At 68.4% G+C, this 17,524-nt stretch carries 14 protein-coding genes and 1 pseudogene; 9 read left to right on the top strand and 6 right to left on the bottom strand.

The window, feature by feature from the left end:
- Positions 1–7: 7 nt before the first annotated feature.
- From ACZ59A_RS27505 to ACZ59A_RS27480, 6 genes are all read right to left on the bottom strand, one after another.
- Positions 8–1,651 carry an AMP-binding protein gene (locus ACZ59A_RS27505; protein WP_470963553.1) on the bottom strand — a complete coding sequence of 548 codons (1,644 nt, stop codon included), beginning with the start codon at positions 1,649–1,651 and terminating at the stop codon, positions 8–10.
- Complete coding sequence (locus tag ACZ59A_RS27500; protein WP_470963550.1) at positions 1,648–2,796, bottom strand: LLM class flavin-dependent oxidoreductase; 1,149 nt, start codon at positions 2,794–2,796, stop codon at positions 1,648–1,650. The genes ACZ59A_RS27505 and ACZ59A_RS27500 overlap by 4 nt, the downstream gene beginning before the upstream one ends.
- A 38-nt stretch (positions 2,797–2,834) precedes the next feature.
- On the bottom strand, positions 2,835–3,827 hold the full coding sequence (locus tag ACZ59A_RS27495) for an Ldh family oxidoreductase (protein ID WP_470963547.1): 993 nt from the start codon (positions 3,825–3,827) through the stop codon (positions 2,835–2,837).
- A 191-nt stretch (positions 3,828–4,018) separates the two neighbouring features.
- Positions 4,019–4,417: a nuclear transport factor 2-like protein gene (locus ACZ59A_RS27490; RefSeq protein ID WP_470963544.1), complete on the bottom strand. Its 399-nt coding sequence runs from the start codon at positions 4,415–4,417 to the stop codon at positions 4,019–4,021.
- 16 nt (positions 4,418–4,433) lie between these two features.
- On the bottom strand, positions 4,434–5,282 hold the full coding sequence (locus ACZ59A_RS27485) for an alpha/beta fold hydrolase (protein WP_470963541.1): 849 nt from the start codon (positions 5,280–5,282) through the stop codon (positions 4,434–4,436).
- Between the two features lie 100 nt (positions 5,283–5,382).
- Positions 5,383–5,898, bottom strand: a complete 516-nt coding sequence (locus ACZ59A_RS27480; RefSeq protein ID WP_470963538.1) for a winged helix-turn-helix transcriptional regulator — start codon at positions 5,896–5,898, stop codon at positions 5,383–5,385.
- A gap of 406 nt (positions 5,899–6,304) precedes the next feature.
- On the opposite strand from ACZ59A_RS27480, the gene ACZ59A_RS27475 reads away from it, so the two are divergent.
- From ACZ59A_RS27475 to ACZ59A_RS27435, 9 genes and pseudogenes are all read left to right on the top strand, one after another.
- Positions 6,305–8,425, top strand: a complete 2,121-nt coding sequence (locus tag ACZ59A_RS27475) for an MMPL family transporter (RefSeq protein ID WP_470963535.1) — start codon at positions 6,305–6,307, stop codon at positions 8,423–8,425.
- 98 nt (positions 8,426–8,523) lie between these two features.
- On the top strand, positions 8,524–9,873 hold the full coding sequence (locus tag ACZ59A_RS27470; RefSeq protein ID WP_470963532.1) for a sensor histidine kinase: 1,350 nt from the start codon (positions 8,524–8,526) through the stop codon (positions 9,871–9,873).
- Positions 9,870–10,541, top strand: coding sequence for a response regulator (locus ACZ59A_RS27465; RefSeq protein ID WP_398314019.1), 672 nt, complete (start codon positions 9,870–9,872; stop codon positions 10,539–10,541). The genes ACZ59A_RS27470 and ACZ59A_RS27465 overlap by 4 nt, the downstream gene beginning before the upstream one ends.
- 758 nt (positions 10,542–11,299) lie before the next feature.
- Positions 11,300–12,231 (top strand): annotated as a pseudogene (locus ACZ59A_RS27460) (IS5 family transposase).
- 477 nt (positions 12,232–12,708) lie between these two features.
- Entirely contained in the window at positions 12,709–13,077 is a 369-nt protein-coding gene (locus ACZ59A_RS27455; protein WP_470963528.1) for a hypothetical protein, read from the top strand.
- A 164-nt stretch (positions 13,078–13,241) separates the two neighbouring features.
- Complete coding sequence (locus ACZ59A_RS27450; protein ID WP_470963525.1) at positions 13,242–13,985, top strand: ATP-binding cassette domain-containing protein; 744 nt, start codon at positions 13,242–13,244, stop codon at positions 13,983–13,985.
- A 3-nt stretch (positions 13,986–13,988) separates the two neighbouring features.
- Positions 13,989–15,257: a DUF7224 domain-containing protein gene (locus tag ACZ59A_RS27445; protein WP_470963523.1), complete on the top strand. Its 1,269-nt coding sequence runs from the start codon at positions 13,989–13,991 to the stop codon at positions 15,255–15,257.
- Positions 15,254–15,844, top strand: coding sequence for a hypothetical protein (locus tag ACZ59A_RS27440; RefSeq protein ID WP_470963521.1), 591 nt, complete (start codon positions 15,254–15,256; stop codon positions 15,842–15,844). The genes ACZ59A_RS27445 and ACZ59A_RS27440 overlap by 4 nt, the downstream gene beginning before the upstream one ends.
- A gap of 280 nt (positions 15,845–16,124) precedes the next feature.
- The gene (locus ACZ59A_RS27435; protein WP_470963519.1) at positions 16,125–17,393 is read left to right on the top strand and encodes a VWA domain-containing protein; all 1,269 of its coding nucleotides are present in this window, start codon (positions 16,125–16,127) and stop codon (positions 17,391–17,393) included.
- The last annotated feature ends 131 nt before the right edge of the window (positions 17,394–17,524 follow it).

The following is a 17,524-nucleotide window of genomic DNA, read 5'->3' as shown; positions in this document are numbered from 1 at the left end:
CGGTTCCTCAGGCGTGGCGGGTGGGCTTGAGCCCAGCGGCGAGCGCATCCCAGGCATCAGCGCGGCCCCGGTCACGCAGCTGGTGTTTGCGCACCTTGCCGTTCGGGGTGACGGGAAGCTGGTCCACGACGCGGTAGTAGCGGGGGACCATGAAGTGCGGCATCGACCGGTCGCAGTGAGCGAACAGTTCCGTGTAGTCCATCTCGTGGCCGGGTTCGAGCTGCACGATGGCGAGGACCTCGTCCTCGCCCAGCTCTGACGGTGTGCCGACGGCGGCAGCGGCCACGGCGCCGGGGTAGGCCAGCAGGACCGACTCGACCTCGTGGGAGGAGATGTTCTCGCCGCGGCGGCGCAGGGCGTCCTTCTTGCGGTCGATGAAGTAGAAGTAGCCGTCTTCGTCGGTGTAGCCCAGGTCGCCGGTATGCCACCAGAGATCCTTCATGGTCGCGAGCGTCGCTCCGGGATCGCCGTGGTAGCCGGAGAACATGATGTCCGCCAGGCGGGGCCGGTACACGATCTCCCCGGCCTGGCCCGGCGCGGCACAGTTCCCGGACTCGTCGTGGATCTCCAGAAGGGAGGATGCGGTGGGCAGGCCCAGCGAGCCGACCTTCCGGGCGCCAAGAGGGTTGTAGAGGACGTTCTTGATCTCGGTGAGCCCGTAGCCCTCCACGACGTGTACGCCGAAGCGCTCCTCGAACGGATGGAGCACTTGGGGCGGGGCGGGTGCGGCGAACACCTTCGTCGCCCGATGGCCGCGATCGCGCTCGGTTGGGGGCTGCGCCAGGAGCATCGGCAGGACGGAGCCGAGGGCGTTGAACTGGGTGACCCGGTGGGTGCGCACCTCGTCCCAGAACCTGCTGGCGCTGAACCGGCGGCCGAGGACCACGGTCGCCCCCGCGTAGAAGGCGTGCATGGATATGTTGATCTGCGCGGCACCGTGGAACAGCGGCAGGCACGTGTAGAGCCGCTCGTCGGCGGTCGTGGCCATCTGTGCCGCGCACTCGCGCGCGGCCACCAGGGGCATCAAGTGCGGGTACACAACGCCCTTGCTCCGCCCGGTCGTTCCGGACGTGAGCATGATCGCGACCGGGTCCTGCGGCGCGATGCGGGGGAGGTCCGCCGCCGGGTCGCCGGCCGCGAGCAGGTCGCTCCAGGTGTGTGCCGTCACACCGGTCGGGATGCGGCGGGGACGGTCGCCGTCGATCAGTACGACGGTCTTGAGTGTCCGTGGTACTTCGGGCAGGTCGGCGACGAGTTCCAGCAAGGCCGCATCGGTGACCAGCACGCGCACGCCGGTGCTGCGGAGCGCGTGGTCGAGGAAGGAGCCCTTGTAGGCGACATTGATCGGGACCTCGACGAGACCGGCGCGGGCCGCTCCGAGCCAGGTGAGCAGGTATTCGGGCCGGTTGGGCAGGAGGATCCCCACCGAGCTGCCCGGGGCGGCGCCTGCCGATACAAGACCGCGCGCCACGTCGGTGACTGCCGCGTCGAGTGCGCTGTAGGTCAGTTCGCTGTCTTCGAAGACGAACGCGGGCTTGTCCGGATGTTCTGCGGCGCGGGCGGCGAGGAGGCCGCCGACCGTGCCGTCGGCGAGATCGGAGTAGTTTTCCAGGCCCGGGGCGCCACTGCCCCGAACGGCGGTCGGCGTCATCCCAGCTCCTTCTTGGCCCGGGCCAGGAAGCCTTCCAGCGACGGGTCCCAGGCCGCTTCCGCGCCGGTCGTCACGAGAAACGTGTCAATCCCGAGCTCCCGGTACCTGCCGAGGGTGTCCAGGATGCGCTCCTCCGTGCCCACCAGTGCCTGGGAGTTGGCGAAGCCGCCCAGGAGCTTGGTCAGCCCGGTCCAGAAGCAGTCGTCGTGCAACTCGTGGTCGGTGAGCGCGAGCGCCCGTTGCCGCCCAACGGAGGTGTCGGTCGACGACGAGCGCAGGAAGGTCGGCGTTCCGGCGGCCTCGGCGATCTGGCGTTCCACGGCACGGGCCCGGGCCCAGGCGTCGTCGTCGGTGTCACCGATGAACAGGCGCAGGCTCAGCGAGAACCGCATCGGGCGGTCATACCTCTGGGCTGCCGCGGTGACCTGGTCGACGCGTTCCTTCGTGCCGGCGAACGGTTCCCCCCAGAGCATGTACAGGTCGGCGTGCCGGGCGCCGAAGTCCACGGCGTCGGCGCTCTCGCCCCCCATGAAGATCGGCACCTGCCCCTGCACCGGCTTGGTCTGCAGCTTCACCGCCTCGGCCGTGTAGTACTCGCCGTGGTGGTCGAAGGGCTCGGGTTCGGTCCAGGCGCGCCGCACGAGGTCCAGGTACTCGACCGCCCGCTGGTACCGTCCGGCCTTGGGCAGGTCATCCGACTCGCGTCGCAGATCCTTGTCGGAGCCACCGACGACCACATTGACGGCGAGCCTCCCGCGGGCCAGCACGTCGAGGGTGGCGAAGTAGCGCGCGGCGGCCACCGGCGCCATAACGCCGGGGCGATGCGCGACGATCGGCGAGAACTTCTCCGACGCCGCCAGCGCGAACGGTGCGGTGGCGTGGTTATGCGGCCAGGTGGAGGAGTATCCGACGAGGACCCGGTCGATGGCCTTCGAGCGGTCCAGTTCCTTGATCCTGGAGATCATTCGGTCGGGATCGGTCTCGCCGGCCTGAAGGGGCTGCAGCCCGGTGAAGAATTCGATCATGGTGTCCTCGGCTTTCTGCGTGGAATCCGTTACGGGACAAGGGCCGGCGGGCGCCAGCGACTTCGTGACCAGCCGCGGTTCGACTCGTAGTGCGACGACGTTGAGCACGTCGTCGAACACTGAGGCCGTCCAACCGCCGTGCGAAGGCGTCGAGGTCCTCAGAGACCTCCGGCCTCCTGGCGCAAGGCCGTGACCACCGCTTCGGGCACATCGATGGTGCCGCGCCGGAGCGTCTCGTCGCGGCGGGTCACCGAGCGGTCGAACGGCACCCGGACCGGGCCGCCGCCCTCGATGGGCCGAGTGGCGCGGACCGATTCCGCGAAGGCCGTGACCCGCCGGCGGTAGTCGCCCGGGTCGGTGAGCACGCCGGGATCGAACAGCACGGCGAAGAAGCCGCAGTCCGAAACACCGGCCGGGTCGGCGGCCGCGCCGGTCATCATGCCGAGCAGTTGGACGACCAGAGCGAGCCCCGAGCCCTTGTGACCGCCCCACACGCCGAACGCGCCCTCGAGCGCCGCGGCCGGGTCGAGCGTCGGGACCCCGGCCGCGTCGTAGGCGTGGCCGGGCGCCAGCTTCTCCCCGAGCCGCGCCTTCAGCCTCACCTCCCCGTACATCACGGTGGAGGTGCCGATGTCCCAGATGACCGGAGCCGGGGTGGCCGGGAAACCGAAGGCGATCGGGTTGGTGCCGAACCGGCCTTCAGTGCCGCCGTGCGGGGCCACCATCGCCGGCCCGCTGCCTGCGATCATCCCGGCGAGCCCGGCTGCCGCGGCCTTTTCGAGGTAGTACGAGAACATCCCGGTGTACCAGGTGTTGCGCGCGCCGACGACCGCGATTCCCTGGGCGCGGGCCTTCGCCACGGCAAGCTCCAGTGCGTGCATGCCGACGAGGTAGCCCACTTGGTCGCCGCCGTCCACGGTGGCGGACACCGGTGTCTCGGCCACGATCCGGATCGGCTGCGGCGGCGTCTCGGTTGTGCGATTTCGCTCCGCTATGGACAGCGCGCGGGCGAGCCCGCCGAAGGACAGCCCGCGCAGTTCGCAGTCGAGCAGGTGGTCGGCGATGGTCTCGACGTCGGTGGCGGAATAACCGCACGTGGTCAGCGCGGCCGCGACGAGTGCGCGGGCGTCGGGCAGGGGCAGAGTCGTCATGGGCCGACCTTCGCGGTGAGGGAACCTGGAATTCGCCCGTCCGTAAGCATGCTTGGACAATATAAGCATGCGAAGTCGAATACAAGCATGCTGATAGCGCAGCCTCGGGCGGGTTCGCACCAGCGTCAGGCCCGCACGTTGCTGTGCCGACCGGACGTGTCACGCGCCGTGTGTCGGGCCCCGGAGCGAGGTCACATCACGGCGTCGGTCCGAAGCGGGCCCGCGGTGATGCGGAGCGTCCGGACGCGGACGGGCTCTTCCCGGTCGAGGTAGAAGATGTGCATGAACGGGGCTCGCACCACCTGTTCCGGATCGCTCTTCTTGGCCATCGTCGCCTCGCCTCGCAGCAAGCGGACACCGTCGCCCGCGGCCCAGAACTCCAGGACCTCATGGGTGATGATCAGCGGCTCGTCGATCTTGACGAAGAATGCCTTGATGGCATCGACACCGCGGATGTGCTCGGTGCCGAAGAACAAGTCGGTGTCCTCGGTCAGCGGCGCGAAGCCCTCGTCGAACCCCAGGGTGTCGATGGCATCCATGAACTTCAGGACCCAGCCGGGCACGGCCGTCACGTGTGCGTTGTTCTCCATGGTGGTGGTCTCCTGGTCAGGCCGCGGCGGGCAGGGTGGCGAGGAAGGCGTCGATCTCGGCGTTGACGCCGTCGGGGTTCTCGCGGGCGGCGAGATGGGCGGTGTGCTGGAGCACACGGAAGGTGCTGCCCTCGATGGCGTCTGCCATTTTCCGCACCACGTGCACAGGGAACTGGCTGTCCTCCTCGCCGGCGATGATCAGGGCGGGCACGTTCCTGATGGTGTTCAGGCGGCGGTGCTCGTCCTTGCGGCCTATGAGGATGCTGCGCAGCGCCCACGCCACCGACTTCGGGTCGTCCCGCAACACGAACTTGGTGAACTCCGTGAACTCCGGGTTGGTGGCCTCGGCGGTGGGGCCGGCGAAGGCGGCGTGGGCGGCCTTGGCGGCCAGCGGCGGCATCTTCGAGTGCAGTGAGAGGTACGTGGCCAGTGCGGTGGCCCAGATGCTCTCGATCGTCGTGGGCAGGGAGGCGGTGCAGTTGATGCCGATCGCCGCCGCGGTCCGCTGCGGGTAGTGGGCCGGGAAGACCCCGGCGAGCATGCCGCCCCAGCTGTTGCCCACCAGGACGCACTTGTCGATGCCGAGCTCGTCGAGGATCTCGACGAGTGTGTCGGAGCAGTCCTTGAGATCAATGATCTTGCGCAGCGCGTCGGACTTGCCGTGTCCGGGGCTGTCGATGAGCACTACGCGGTGGGTCGGGGCGAAGTGCTCGTACTGGTACTGCCACATGGTGCCGTCCATCATCAGGCTCGGCCACAACACCATGGCGGGGCCGTCGGAACGGCCGCCGACGCGCACGTTGATCAGGCCCAGTGAGGTGGGGATCAGCTTCTCGGTAACCCCTTCGAGCCAGTTCGTGGTCATGATCAGTCCTCTCCGTGACCAAGGAGGCGTTCTGTCACTAGTAGCGTAACGCTACTAGTTTCAAAACGCCACTAGCCTTGGGTCGCCCCGGACGAGGTGATCAGTGGGACCTCGAATCGAGGTCGACCGGCGCTGCGGGAGCCGACCCCCTCCGCTGACCGGCACCTCCTTCCTCGGTGGTCGTCGGCCGCAGAGTCGAGGCCTCGACCGGCTGGTGACAGCTGCTGCACGCGAGGTACGGATTGGTCGGGTTGCCGCACGTCGTGTGCATCAGCGGGTGGTGCGTGATGTCGGTATCGGTCGCATGGGTTTCGGCCCAGCGTGTGATGGCTGCGATGGCGGGGACGACGAGTTCGCGGGCGCTGTCGGTGAGCGCGTACTCGTACCACGGTTTGTCGGAGCGGTAGGCGCGCTTGGTGAGCAGGCCCAGCTCGGTCAGGCTGTTGAGCCGCGCGGTGAGGATGTTCGCCGAGATGCCCAGGGCTCGCTTGAGTTCGCCGAAGCGGCCAACGCCGAAGAACACCTCCCGCAGGATCTGGTAGTTCCAGCGCTCGGAGATCGCGGCCAGGTACTCCTGCCCATGCTGGAAGGTGACGTGGTCCCCATGGTCGGGCACGGCTTCTCCTCTCCGGTGATCCCGGTAGTAGTTCTCAATCAAAAGTAGTCCCGTGATGTTACTAGTCTCGATCCGAGCCCCGGTGTCGTCTCGGGTGGACGTCGGATTCCACTGCTCCGGGCTGGATCTGCTTCTCGGGCCCCTCGCGCCCTCCCGGCGGGGGATTGATTTGTGCTGCGGGCCGGTGAGGGCTGTTCGCGCACACGCGGCGGTAGCCGCAGATCGAAACAGTCCCGCGCCCCTTCCGGGGCGGCGCGCCGTCCGCCGGCTACTCCCCAGGGAGTAATCCGCACCCGCCGTCGCCCCCGGCAGTACGCGTCACCTCGCCCTCCCGCCCGACGAAAGCCGTGGTTCTCACCGGAAGTCTGGGGACCGAAGCAGACGTCACCCGGAGGGAGATCGGCCAATGGGGGCCGGAGAGACAACCACGACGAGGACGGGACGCGGGCGAGCCGTTCCATGGGCGGTGCTCGGGCTGTGGATTGCCGTGCTCGCGCTCGTCGGGCCGTTCGCGGCGAAGCTCGCCGACGTGCAGCAGGACCGGGTCACCGACTACCTGCCGGCGAGCGCTGACTCGACGCAAGCGGCGAAGATCGAGGACAAGTTGCCCGGGGGCGAGACCACCGAGATGGTGCTCGTCTACCACCGGGACGGCGGGCTCAGCGCCGCCGACCGGGAGACCGCGGCCGGGCAGGTCGCGGAGATCACCCGGCAGCACGAGCTGATCGGCGGTGCTCCCAAGGGGGTTCCGTCCAAGGACGGCACGACCCTGATGTACCCGGTCGCCAGCAACGAGCCCGGGGCGAACGAGGAGCAGCGGGACAAGCTCGTCAACGACGTCCGCGAAGTCGCCCAGGGCGAAGGCGGGTTGAGCGTCGATGTGGGCGGCACCGGCCCGCTGGACATCGACTCCGGCGCGGTCTACGACTCGCTCGGCGGACCGCTGCTCTACACCACCATCGCCGTCGTCGCCGTACTGCTGATCCTGATCTACCGCAGCCCCGTGCTGTGGTTCGTGCCCCTCGTCGTCGCCGGGATCGCCGACTACATGTCGATGGGTATCGCCTACGGCCTCAACCAGGCCTTCGGCACGACCATCTCGGGGCAGAGTTCGGCTGTGATGACGATCCTCGTGTTCGGGGCGGGCACGGACTACGCGCTGCTGCTCGTCTCGCGCTACCGGGAGGAGCTGCGGCGCATCGAGCGACCGTACGAGGCCATGGTCGCCGCCCTGCGCGGCTGCGGGCCCGCCGTGCTCGCCTCCTCCGGCACCGTCGCCGCCGGACTGCTGTGCCTGCTCGCCGCCGACCTCAACAGCAGCCGGGGCATGGGCCCGCTCGGCACCGTCGGCGTGCTGTGCGCGCTGATCGCGATGATCACCCTGCTCCCCGCCATCCTCGTACTGCTCGGACGGCGTGTGTTCTGGCCGCTCGTGCCCGCCTTCGGGAGCATGCCCAAGCAGCGGCGGAGCCTGTTCTCGGCGATGGGCAGCTCTGCCGGACGCAGGCCGCTGACCGTACTCGCGAGCGGTGCCGTACTGCTCGGCGCCCTCGCCCTGGGCTCGCTCAACCTGCCGGGACCGGTCAAGCAGGAGGACTCCTTCGTCGACAAGCCGGAGTCCGTCGTCGCGATGAAGACCCTTGCCAAGGCCTATCCCGAGCAGGGCAGCCAGCCCATCGACGTGATCACCCCGCAGGGCCGCGCCGACGAGACCCTCGCGGCCGTCCGCGGCACCCCGGGAGTCGGCAGCGCGGAGAAGGGGCGTACGGGAGACGGCTGGACCGAGATCTCCGTCTTCGCGAAGAGCGCACCCCAGTCGGCGGGGGAGATCGCCACCATCAAGTCCCTGCGGGACGAACTGAAGGGCTCCTACGTCGGCGGGGACAGCGCCCAGCAGATCGACCTGGAGGACACCAACGCCCGGGACACGAAGATCGTCGTGCCGCTCGTCCTCGTCTCCGTGATGCTCATCCTGATCGGGCTGCTGCGGAGTCTGGTCGCACCGCTGCTCCTGGTGGTCGCGGTCGTCGCGGTGTGGGGCGCCTCCCTCGGGATCGGCGGGCTGGTCTTCGAATCGGTCCTCGGCTTCGAGGGCACCGATCCGGGGCTCGGACTGCTGTCCTTCGTGTTCCTGGTCGCCCTCGGCGTCGATTACGGCATCTTCCTCATGCACCGGATGAGGGAGGAGTCCCTGGCGGGAGCGGAACCGGCCGCGGCGGCACTCACCGCACTGCGCACCACCGGCGGCGTCATCGCCTCCGCCGGACTGGTCCTCGCCGCGACCTTCGCCGTGCTGATGAACATGGGCTTGGTGCAGCTGGTCCAGCTCGGCTTCGTGATCGCCGTCGGCGTCCTGCTCGACACCTTCCTCGTACGGACGTACCTGGTGACCAGCGCCAGCGTCGCCCTGGGCCGGAAGGTGTGGTGGCCGGGCGTGCTCTCACGGGAGCCCGAGCCGGCCGAACGGACCGGACCGGGCGGACCGGCCGAGCCGCCCCGGCAGCCGGAAACCGTCAGTGCACCCTGAGCACGCTGATCGTGCACCTTGATCCGGCGGGCCCGCCCGGGTGCCTCTCCTTCCGGAGGGGCGCCCGGGTTCCCGCACGAGTACCGGAAGATGGAGCCGTGGAAGAACGGGGAACGACCACAGGGGTACGCGAACGGTCGGCGGCGGAGACGGCGGCCGGTGGCGGCGGGCGGTCCCGTCGCGTCGCGCGCATCATGTCCGCCATCAACCGCGAACCGCTGACCGCACCGCACCGCACCCGCAACGACGCGGTCCTCGCGCTGGGCGTCGCCGTGCTCGCCGTAGCCATCGCCCTGATGGGCGGCGAAGGGATCCGGCCCGGCCATCTCAGCTGGAAGCTGCTGCTCGCCGGGTACGTGCCCCTCGTATGGCGGCGCCGCAGTCCGTTGTTGGCCCTGCTCGGGGTGGTGGCCTGCATGGCTCCGTACTACGCCTTCGACTACAACCCCGCCCCGCCCGTCCCCGCGACCGTCCTGGCGCTCTACACCGTCGCGGCGACCGGCGCCGTACGCCGCACGCTGCTCACCGGTGTCGCCGTCCTCGGCCCGACAGTGATCAGCAACGGCCTCACCAACCAGGACGGGGCGCTGGAGTCCCTGGAGATCTCCGGCTGGATCATCGCGGTCCTGTTCGTCGGTATCGCCGTCCGCTACTACCGCTTGTACGTCGCCTCCATCGTCGAGCGGGCCGAACGGGCCGAACGCACCCGGGAGGAGGAGGCCAGGCGCCGCGTCGCCGAGGAACGGCTGCGGATGGCCCGTGACCTGCACGACCTGCTCGCCCACAGCATCACGCTCATCGGTGTGCAGACGTCCGTGGCGGCCCACATCCTCACCGCCGACCCCGAGCGCCTCGACCGCAAGGCCGTCGCCCAGGCACTGGACGACATCGCGGGGACCTGCCGGACCGCCCGGGGGGAACTGCGTACGACGCTGGAGGTGCTGCGGGCGCATGACACGGTCGTGGGAGTGGGCGCGGATCTGGGAGCGGGGGCCGGTTCCGTGTCCGGTTCTGTTTCCGGGGCCGAGGACATGCGGGGGCCGCTGCCCGGGATCGACGGACTGGCCGGTCTCGCGGAGTCCGGCCGGGTGGCCGGGGCCAAGGTCGAAATGTCCGTCCGTGCGGACGGCATACCGCCCTCCGTGGGCGCCGTCGCCTACCGGATCGTGCAGGAGGCGCTCACCAACGCCGTACGTCACGGTGGCCGCGAGGACCTCACCGTGCGGGTGGATCTGTGGACCGCGGACGGCGCACTGCGGGTGAGTGTCAGGGACGACGGGACGGGCGGCGGGGTGGGCCCGTCCGACGGCCCGCCGGGGTTCGGGCTCGTCGGAATGCGGGAGCGGGCCCGTAGCGTGGGCGGCACACTGGACGCCGGTCCGGGGCCCGCCGAGGGCTTCGAGGTGACCGCCACACTGCCGCTGTCCCGGGAGGACGAGGGTCGATGACCATCCGCGTACTGCTGGCCGACGACCAGAACCTCGTACGGGCCTCCTTCGCGATGCTCGTCTCGTCGGCCGGGGACATGGAGGTCGTCGCCGAGGCGGGCACCGGGCGGGAGGCCGTGGCGCTGGCCCGGTCGGCGCGGGCCGATCTCATCGTGATGGACATCCGCATGCCCGACCTCGACGGGATCGAGGCGACCCGGCTCATCGCCGCCGACGAGGATCTCGCGGGGGTGAAGGTGCTCGTCCTGACGACGTACGAGACCGACGAGCACATCGTCGAGGCACTGCGGGCCGGGGCGTCCGGCTTCCTCGTGAAGGACATCAGGCCGGCCGAACTCCTCGACGCCATCCGGACGGTGGCCGCCGGGGAGTCCCTCCTCTCGCCCGGTCCCACCTCGCGGCTGATCGCCCGCTTTCTGCGCGCGCCGGACACCGCGACGACATCCGCGGTGGGCGGGCCGAGCGGGCTGTCCGAACGGGAACGGCAGGTGCTCGCGCTGGTCGCCCGCGGTCTCAACAACTCCGAGATCGCCGACGCGTTGGGACTCAGCCCGCTGACCGCGAAGACCCATGTCAGCCGGATCATGGGCAAGTTGGGGGCGCGGGACCGGGCACAGCTGGTGATCGTGGCGTACGAGTCGGGGCTTGTGATACCCGGGACTGTCTGAGTCCGGGCCGACTCCGGGTCGGGTGAGCGTCTGCCGACGCCGACCGCCCCGCGGATACTGCCGCCCGGCTGCTCGGCGGGGTTGTCGCCAATGCCGTCGCCGGGGCGTGACCACACCACTGGTGGATGTGTCCACACGCAAAACACCCCCCTGCCCTGCGTTTTCGCAGTTCAGGGGGGTGATACGAGCGGTAGCGGTGGGATTTGAACCCATCCACGTGACCCGTTTCACCTGCGGTTTTTCCGGAGATCGGGACAAAGTATCCCTCTTCGATGCTCCTGGACGCTGCTGAATCCGGTTGCATCCGGGGTTGGTGTGGACGTGTCCACAGGGCGGTCCAGTGCATGTGCTTCGCTGTCTGCGGGCCCATGTTCGGACGTTTGGCGAACCGGCCGTCACCTGAGTGTGGCACTCCTGCGCCCGGACGTGGGAGCCATGCACATGCCATCTAGATAACTGAGTGTAACGGCCGGGCGGCTGGAGGAATGGACTGGCGACCCAGCTGACCGCGACCGCCGCCAGAGCGAACCGCGGTCTCCTGGTCGAGGGCGGCGGCGTGCACAGCGGCCCGGCCCTTGTCCGGGCCGTTCTGCTGTGCGCTCACAGCAGATCCCCGAGAGAGTCCCGGATCTGGCTGACCCAGTCCTCGGCCACCGGCCGGAACGAGGCGGTCCCCGGGGTAGTGAAGACGACGGCGCCTAGCTAGGACTTGTCCGGTCGATCATGTGACTGTTTCGTGCCTGGGTCGTTGATGTGGCATGGGGCGGGGTGATCTGACGGATGCGGAGTGGGAACGGCTACGGCCGTTCCTGCCGGTCAGTAATCGGCGTTGTGGCAGGTGGCGGGATCACCGGCAGGTGATCGACGGGATCCTGCACCGCGTGCGAACCGGGGTGCAGTGGCGTGATCTGCCCGAACGGTTCGGGCCGTGGAAGACCGTTTATGAACGCCACCGGCTGTGGTCGGCCGACGGCACCTGGGAACGTCTGCTGCAGCAGGTCCAGGCCGCGGCCGACGCCGTCGGCGACATCGACTGGGACGTCGCGGTCGACTCGACCATCGTGCGCGCTCACCAGCACGCGGCCGGTGCCCGCACCGATCCGCCACCGGCCACCGCGTCAAGGGGGGCCGAAACGGCAGAACACCAGGTCGAGCCGCCGTGGCAGAGCCTGCTCGCCCGCCTGGTGGAGGTGGTGCAGGAGGTGAGGGCCTGGGCCGCTCGCGCGGCGGGCTCACCAGCAAGCTCCACCTGAGCGCCGACGGCCGCTGCCGCCCACTGTCCCTGATCGTCGCCGGTGGACAGCGGGCCGACTGCACCCAGTTCCAGCCGGTGCTGGAGAAGATCCGCGTCCCACGGCCGGGGCCGGGCAGACCGCGCACGAAGCCCGACAGCCTCGCCGCGGACAAGGCCTACAGCAACGGGCCCTGCCGCGATTACCTGCGAGGCCGGGGCATCCGGCACACCATCCCAGAGAAGTCCGACAGCCAGGCCGCCCGCTTACGCAAAGGCTCACGCGGCGGACGGTCACCCGGCTTCGACAAGGAGCGGTACAAGAAGCGCAACACGGTCGAGCGGGCGATCAACAGGTTGAAGCAGTGCAGGGCCGTGGCCACTCGCTACGACAAACGCGGCTACGTCTTCCTCGGCACTGCCACTACAGCCGCCCTGGTCATCTGGCTTCGCACGTGATCGCCCGGACAAGTCCTAGTCGCCACTCTGTCGCACCGGCCTTGGGCGGATCGAGTCTCGCGCAGCTCTGTGGGGGCTGCTGTGCGGCTCTGTGCACTTCTGGGCTGTCACGACGCAGTGACTGTCCGTTCTCGGCCATTGTTGCCACAGGGCCCGCGTGGGTCGCGCGAAGAGCTAGGGCTGCGGCGAATCTCGTTCGCTGCCTGGCCCTGACCTGCAAGGATGCGCATTTCTCCCGCAACGTGGAGCAGTGTGGTCGATTCTGGATGTGTTCGAATAACGGATGTATTTGTGCGACACTCGAACGCTTTTGGTCGTTGTTTGACATGATCATCGCCGCGTACCGGCGGTGTGTGGATATCTTCATTCAGCGATCGCAAGCACGACAGCGCTGCACCCGGGGGGGAGAAGGCGAACAGTGCTTCCTCCGTCACGCCTGCATGGGCTTATGCCATGTACAGGACATAGGACGAGAGAATGAAGACGAACAGCAAGGTTGTCGGTCTCCTCGCAGGAGCGATGTTGCTGGGATTCGCCGGCGCCGTCCCGGCCCAGGCCGAGGGCAGCCGCACCACCTTCTTCACCGCCTGGCACCCCGGCAACGAGTCCTCGCGCTGGAAGGACAACAACAACGACAGCGTCAGCACCTCGGTGACCCTCAGCGGCTGCAGCACTGATGGCGGCAGCGGGTTCAGATTCGCTGACCTCAAGCTGTGGAAGGTCCGCGATCTTCTTCCCGACGACAACAAGCCCGCAGCAACTCCTGCGGGAAGTCGGCCTGGGGTGACCAGTCCTCCGGTAGCTACTACTTCGAGCTGTTCGGATTCGGCAGCGGGAACACCATGAGTGCCAGGAAGGTCGTCATTCGCTACTAGAACCAGCAGCCTGTAAGGCCCGTCTTCGCTGGTGCCCGGGTACAAGGCGCGATCCTTGTACCCGGGCACCAGACTGCCTTCGTTTTCTCTCTACCGCAGCCGCCTCGGATGTTCAGGCGGCGGAATGTGCGACTCATGGCCTTGGAATTCCGTAGCGTCACCTTCCGGTACAACCGGAACACGACCGTGCTAGACGGGTTCGACCTGCGCATCGACAGCCCGGCGACCGTACTGCTGGGCCCCAACGGGGCAGGCAAGTCCACGCTGATGGCGCTGGCCGCCTCCCAGCTCAAGCCCCTCAGCGGAACAGTCGGCTGGAAGGACCGCAGCCCGGCAAACCGCAAGGACCTGACGACGTACCGCAAGGCAGTCGCCTGGCTGCCGCAGCAGATCACGCCCGTCCCAGGTCTGACCGTACGCGAACAGGTCGCCTACGCCGGCTGGCTCAAGGGCATGAACCGCACCGACGCCTGGAACGCCTCCGCCGCCACCCTCGCCCGGGTGGGACTGAGCAAGCTCGCCGAACGCCGCAGCCACCAGGTCTCCGGCGGCCAACTGCGCCGCATGGGCATCGCCGGAGCCCTCACCCACCACAGCGAACTCATCCTCATGGACGAGCCCACCGCCGGCCTTGACCCCACCCAACGCAAGGTCTTCCGCTCCTTACTCGAGCAACTCGCCGACGACGTCCACATCATCGTCTCCACCCACCAGACCGAAGACCTCGCCGACATCTACCAGCACGTGATCGTCCTGGACCACGGCACCGTCCGCTTCCACGGCACCACCACCCAATTCCACGCCACCACCGATAGCGGCCAAGGCCCACGCGAACGCGCGGAAGCGGCCTACGCCCAACTCGTCGGCGAGGAGATCTGACCCGTGCTGCTACGCACCGTTCTCCGCCTCTCATCGGGTACCCGTCTCCTTCCGTTCCTGGTCGGCTTCGTCGTCATCGCTCTCGGTGACAACCTCTCCGAGTGGGTCACCCCCCACTACTGGCTTTCCGTCACCGGCAGCGCCAGCCTCGCCCTGACCTTCGTCGGACCCACGTGCGCCGCGGCCGGGGCCTGGGAAGGAAGCCGGATCAAACGCGCACGCCTCTCCGACCAGAGCACTGTCCGCTCACCACTGGCCATCGCCTTTCCCCTCCTGCTGCCCGTATGGGCCATGGGCGTGATCGCCATGGTTACGGCCCTGCTGGTCTCCGCGACGGCCGCAAACGTCGGCATCGGCATGCCGAACCTCGGCATCCTGGCCGCAGAAGCCATGCTGCTCGCAGCCAACACCTTGGTCGGCTACCTCCTTGGTCGTCTGTGGGCGCCCGCCATCGCCGTCCCGGCCACACTGATCACCAGCTTCGTCGCCAACGCCTACCCGGCCTCCTGGAGCATCCTGTGGATCCGCCACCTCATCGGTGGAGGACTCAGCGACTGCTGCGCGCTCGACCAGAGTCTCGACTCAGCAGCGGTGCTGAGCGCGGTCGTGTTCGGAGCGGGTATCTGCATGGCCGCCGCGGTGCTCATTCATCACGGCAAGACCATTCCGGCCATACTCGCGGCGTCCGCGCTGGTCACCGCTGGGTCCGCGCTCGGTGCGACCGCTTCACACGGTATGGGCGCCGATCCGGTGATCTCCCGGCCAACCAGCGGACTCGTTTGCGACCAGGGTCGGCCCCGGATCTGCCTATGGCCCGAGATGGACAGCCAAGCCGCAATGATCCGTGCGGAGGGGCGTAAGGCCGCCGACAAGCTCCGCCAGGCCGGAGTCACAGTGCCCGCCACGCTGACCATGGCCGACCGACCCGGCCGCAACGAGGCCAAGCTCGCCATCGGGCCCGACACCAATGCTGCTGCTGTACTCACCGACGTGGCGGCAGGGCTGCTCCCGCAATCCCCCACATGCGCGGATGACGGTGAACCTTACCCGGCCGCGGACGCCTACGGCCCTGTCGGGGCATGGCTCTCCCTCACCGCCGGCGCTTCGACCGACACCCTCATGCAGCGAGTCACACCGCCGGAACTGGCCCTCGCCCAGCGCGTCATCAAGCAGCCTCGAAGGGTCCAGCTCGCCTGGTACGACCGCAACACCCGGGCCATGCGAGCCTGCAACGTGCGCCCTCACCTGGCCCTCGACGGGAGCGACACATGATCTGGTGGGTCAAGGCCCGCGCCGTTCCCGCACTGGCTATGTCCATCGTCGCGACCACAGCGGTGGGATTACTCATGGGCAACGCCGAGCTTCCCGTACCGGTGCTGACCGGCCAGTCCGGACACTTCCTCGTCGGCCACCTCATCACCCTGCTGCCGGCGATCACGCTGCTCCACGGCATCGGACGTGGAGACCAGCGCACCGAAAGCGTCGCCTGCCGCCCCCTGCGCAGATGGGATGCCGCACTCGGCTCCACCGCCGCCGCCACCGGGGCAGGGACGGCAATCCTGTGCTACGCCCTTGGGGCCGATCGCATCTCCCTGGTACTGGGGCGCAACATCGCCGGATACATCGGCCTGGCGCTGCTGCTGTTCCCGTTCCTCGGCCACCGCCTGGCAGCCGTTACCGTCTCCGTCGTTCCACTGCTGTGCGCCGCGACCGGCTGGAGCGGCGGCCGCCCCGAGCCATGGGCGTGGATGCTTTACCCAGCCAACTCCCTGGCCGCTCCGCTCATCACCGCAGTCGTCGTCCTGACGGGCATTCTCGTATGCCTTACACGACAACACCCGCTGCGGTTCGCTGCATAGCTGTCCGCCCCGTAGGACGGGTCTCGCGTCGCCCCGCCCAGCCAGGATGTAGGGCAAGCGTTCCCGGAGACCGGGGGCGGCAGGTCTACGGTGTGCCGGTGAGCACCAGTAATGCACCGCAGCGAGGACATTGTGGTACCCGCGCTGACGGGACTTGCAGGGGCCGTTCTGGCGCTCGCTGGCGCCATGCGAACCGCTCACGATGCTCGGTGTCCGGAAGATGTCCGCCGTTGGTGTCCGAGGGGCGAGTTCTGTCCAAAAGAGCCACAGTTGAGCGCAGGTGGTCTACTATTTCACCTTTGGTGATCTAGGGGGCGGGATGCAGACAACGTCATTGCGCAAGGGGGAGAACACGGCGCTGATGGTGGGGCCGGTGGTGTTGTCGGTGGTGGTTCAGGGGCTGGCTGCGGATGTCTCGGCGCTGTTGCTGGGAGCGGATGGCAAAGTGCGCAGCGACAACGACCTGGTTTTCTACAATCACCGGGCCCAAGACGGTGTGTCGCTCGTCGGCTCGGCGGTCACTGCCGACTTGGCGCGCGTGCCGGGCAGTGTGGACCGTGTGGTGGTCGTGGCGAGCGCCGATCCGTTGCAGCCGGGCGCGGTCTTCACGCGCGCACCGCAGTTGACAGTCATCCAGTCAGGCTCGTCAGCCCTGTCGTTCATCTCACCGGACTTCACGTCGGGGGAGACCGTCGTGGTGCTGGCGGAGGTGTACCGCCGCGGCGGAGGCTGGAGGGTGCGTGCCGTGGGACAGGGCTACGCCTCCGGCCTGGCCGGTCTGGCCACCGACTACGGCGTTGATGTCGAATCCGACGAGCCGGTCGCGCCCTCTGCGCCTCTCCCTGCCCAGGCGTGCGGGACTGCGGGTTCTGCACGGCCTATGGCGGATTTGTCGAAAGTGGAGCGGCAAGCCCCCGGTCTGCTGACTCCCGCACGCCAGGCCAGCCAGGTACTCGTGGACCGGGGAATCGCGGACCGGCGAGCGGCGGTCTACCTGATTTTGGATCACGACTGGCATATGGAGGAGCTGTACGAGTCGTTCGCGGTGCAGGCCTTCGCCGAGCGGATGCTTGCGCTGTCGGCCAACCTCGACGACGACGGCACCGTCCCCGTGATCTTCTCCAGCGGGCAGGAGCCCTTCTTGGAAGAGATCCGGCTTGACAACTACCGCGGCCACATCGGGCAACTGCATACCCAGGTCGACTGGGGCTGGGGCAACGTCGCCGAAGCGATGCGTCGTGCGGTAGGCCACTACCAAGAATCGGGCGCCAGGGTTCCCGCCTTCATTGTCACCCAGGTCGGCGACGAGCCCTGGGACAAAGCCGAGGTCCGCTCACTGCTCCAGAACACTGCTTCACTCGGGGTTTTCTGGCTCTTCGTTGGGTTCGGCCGCGGCAAGCTTGCCTTCTACAAGAACCTCAACGCCTCCGTCTCGGCCACCTTCACGAACGTTGCCTTCTACGACGCGAGCAAGAACCCGGGATCCGTGCCAGGCGACAGGTTCTACACCGGTCTCGTTGATGCCTTCGCCGCCTGGATCCGACCGTGACCAGCAGCCTTGCCCAGCGAGCCAGTCTGGCTCAGCAGCGACCACAGAATCGCTGCCCAGTACGTGGCCGCGCTCAACAACCGCCTATCGGAGTAGCCAGTGTCCGTCCAGACTCAGTCTCTACCTCGTCG

This window comes from Streptomyces sp. NPDC040405 (genome assembly GCF_055595765.1).
The sequence above is the reverse complement of the archived record's forward strand: the minus strand, read 5'-3'. Positions and strand labels throughout refer to the sequence as shown.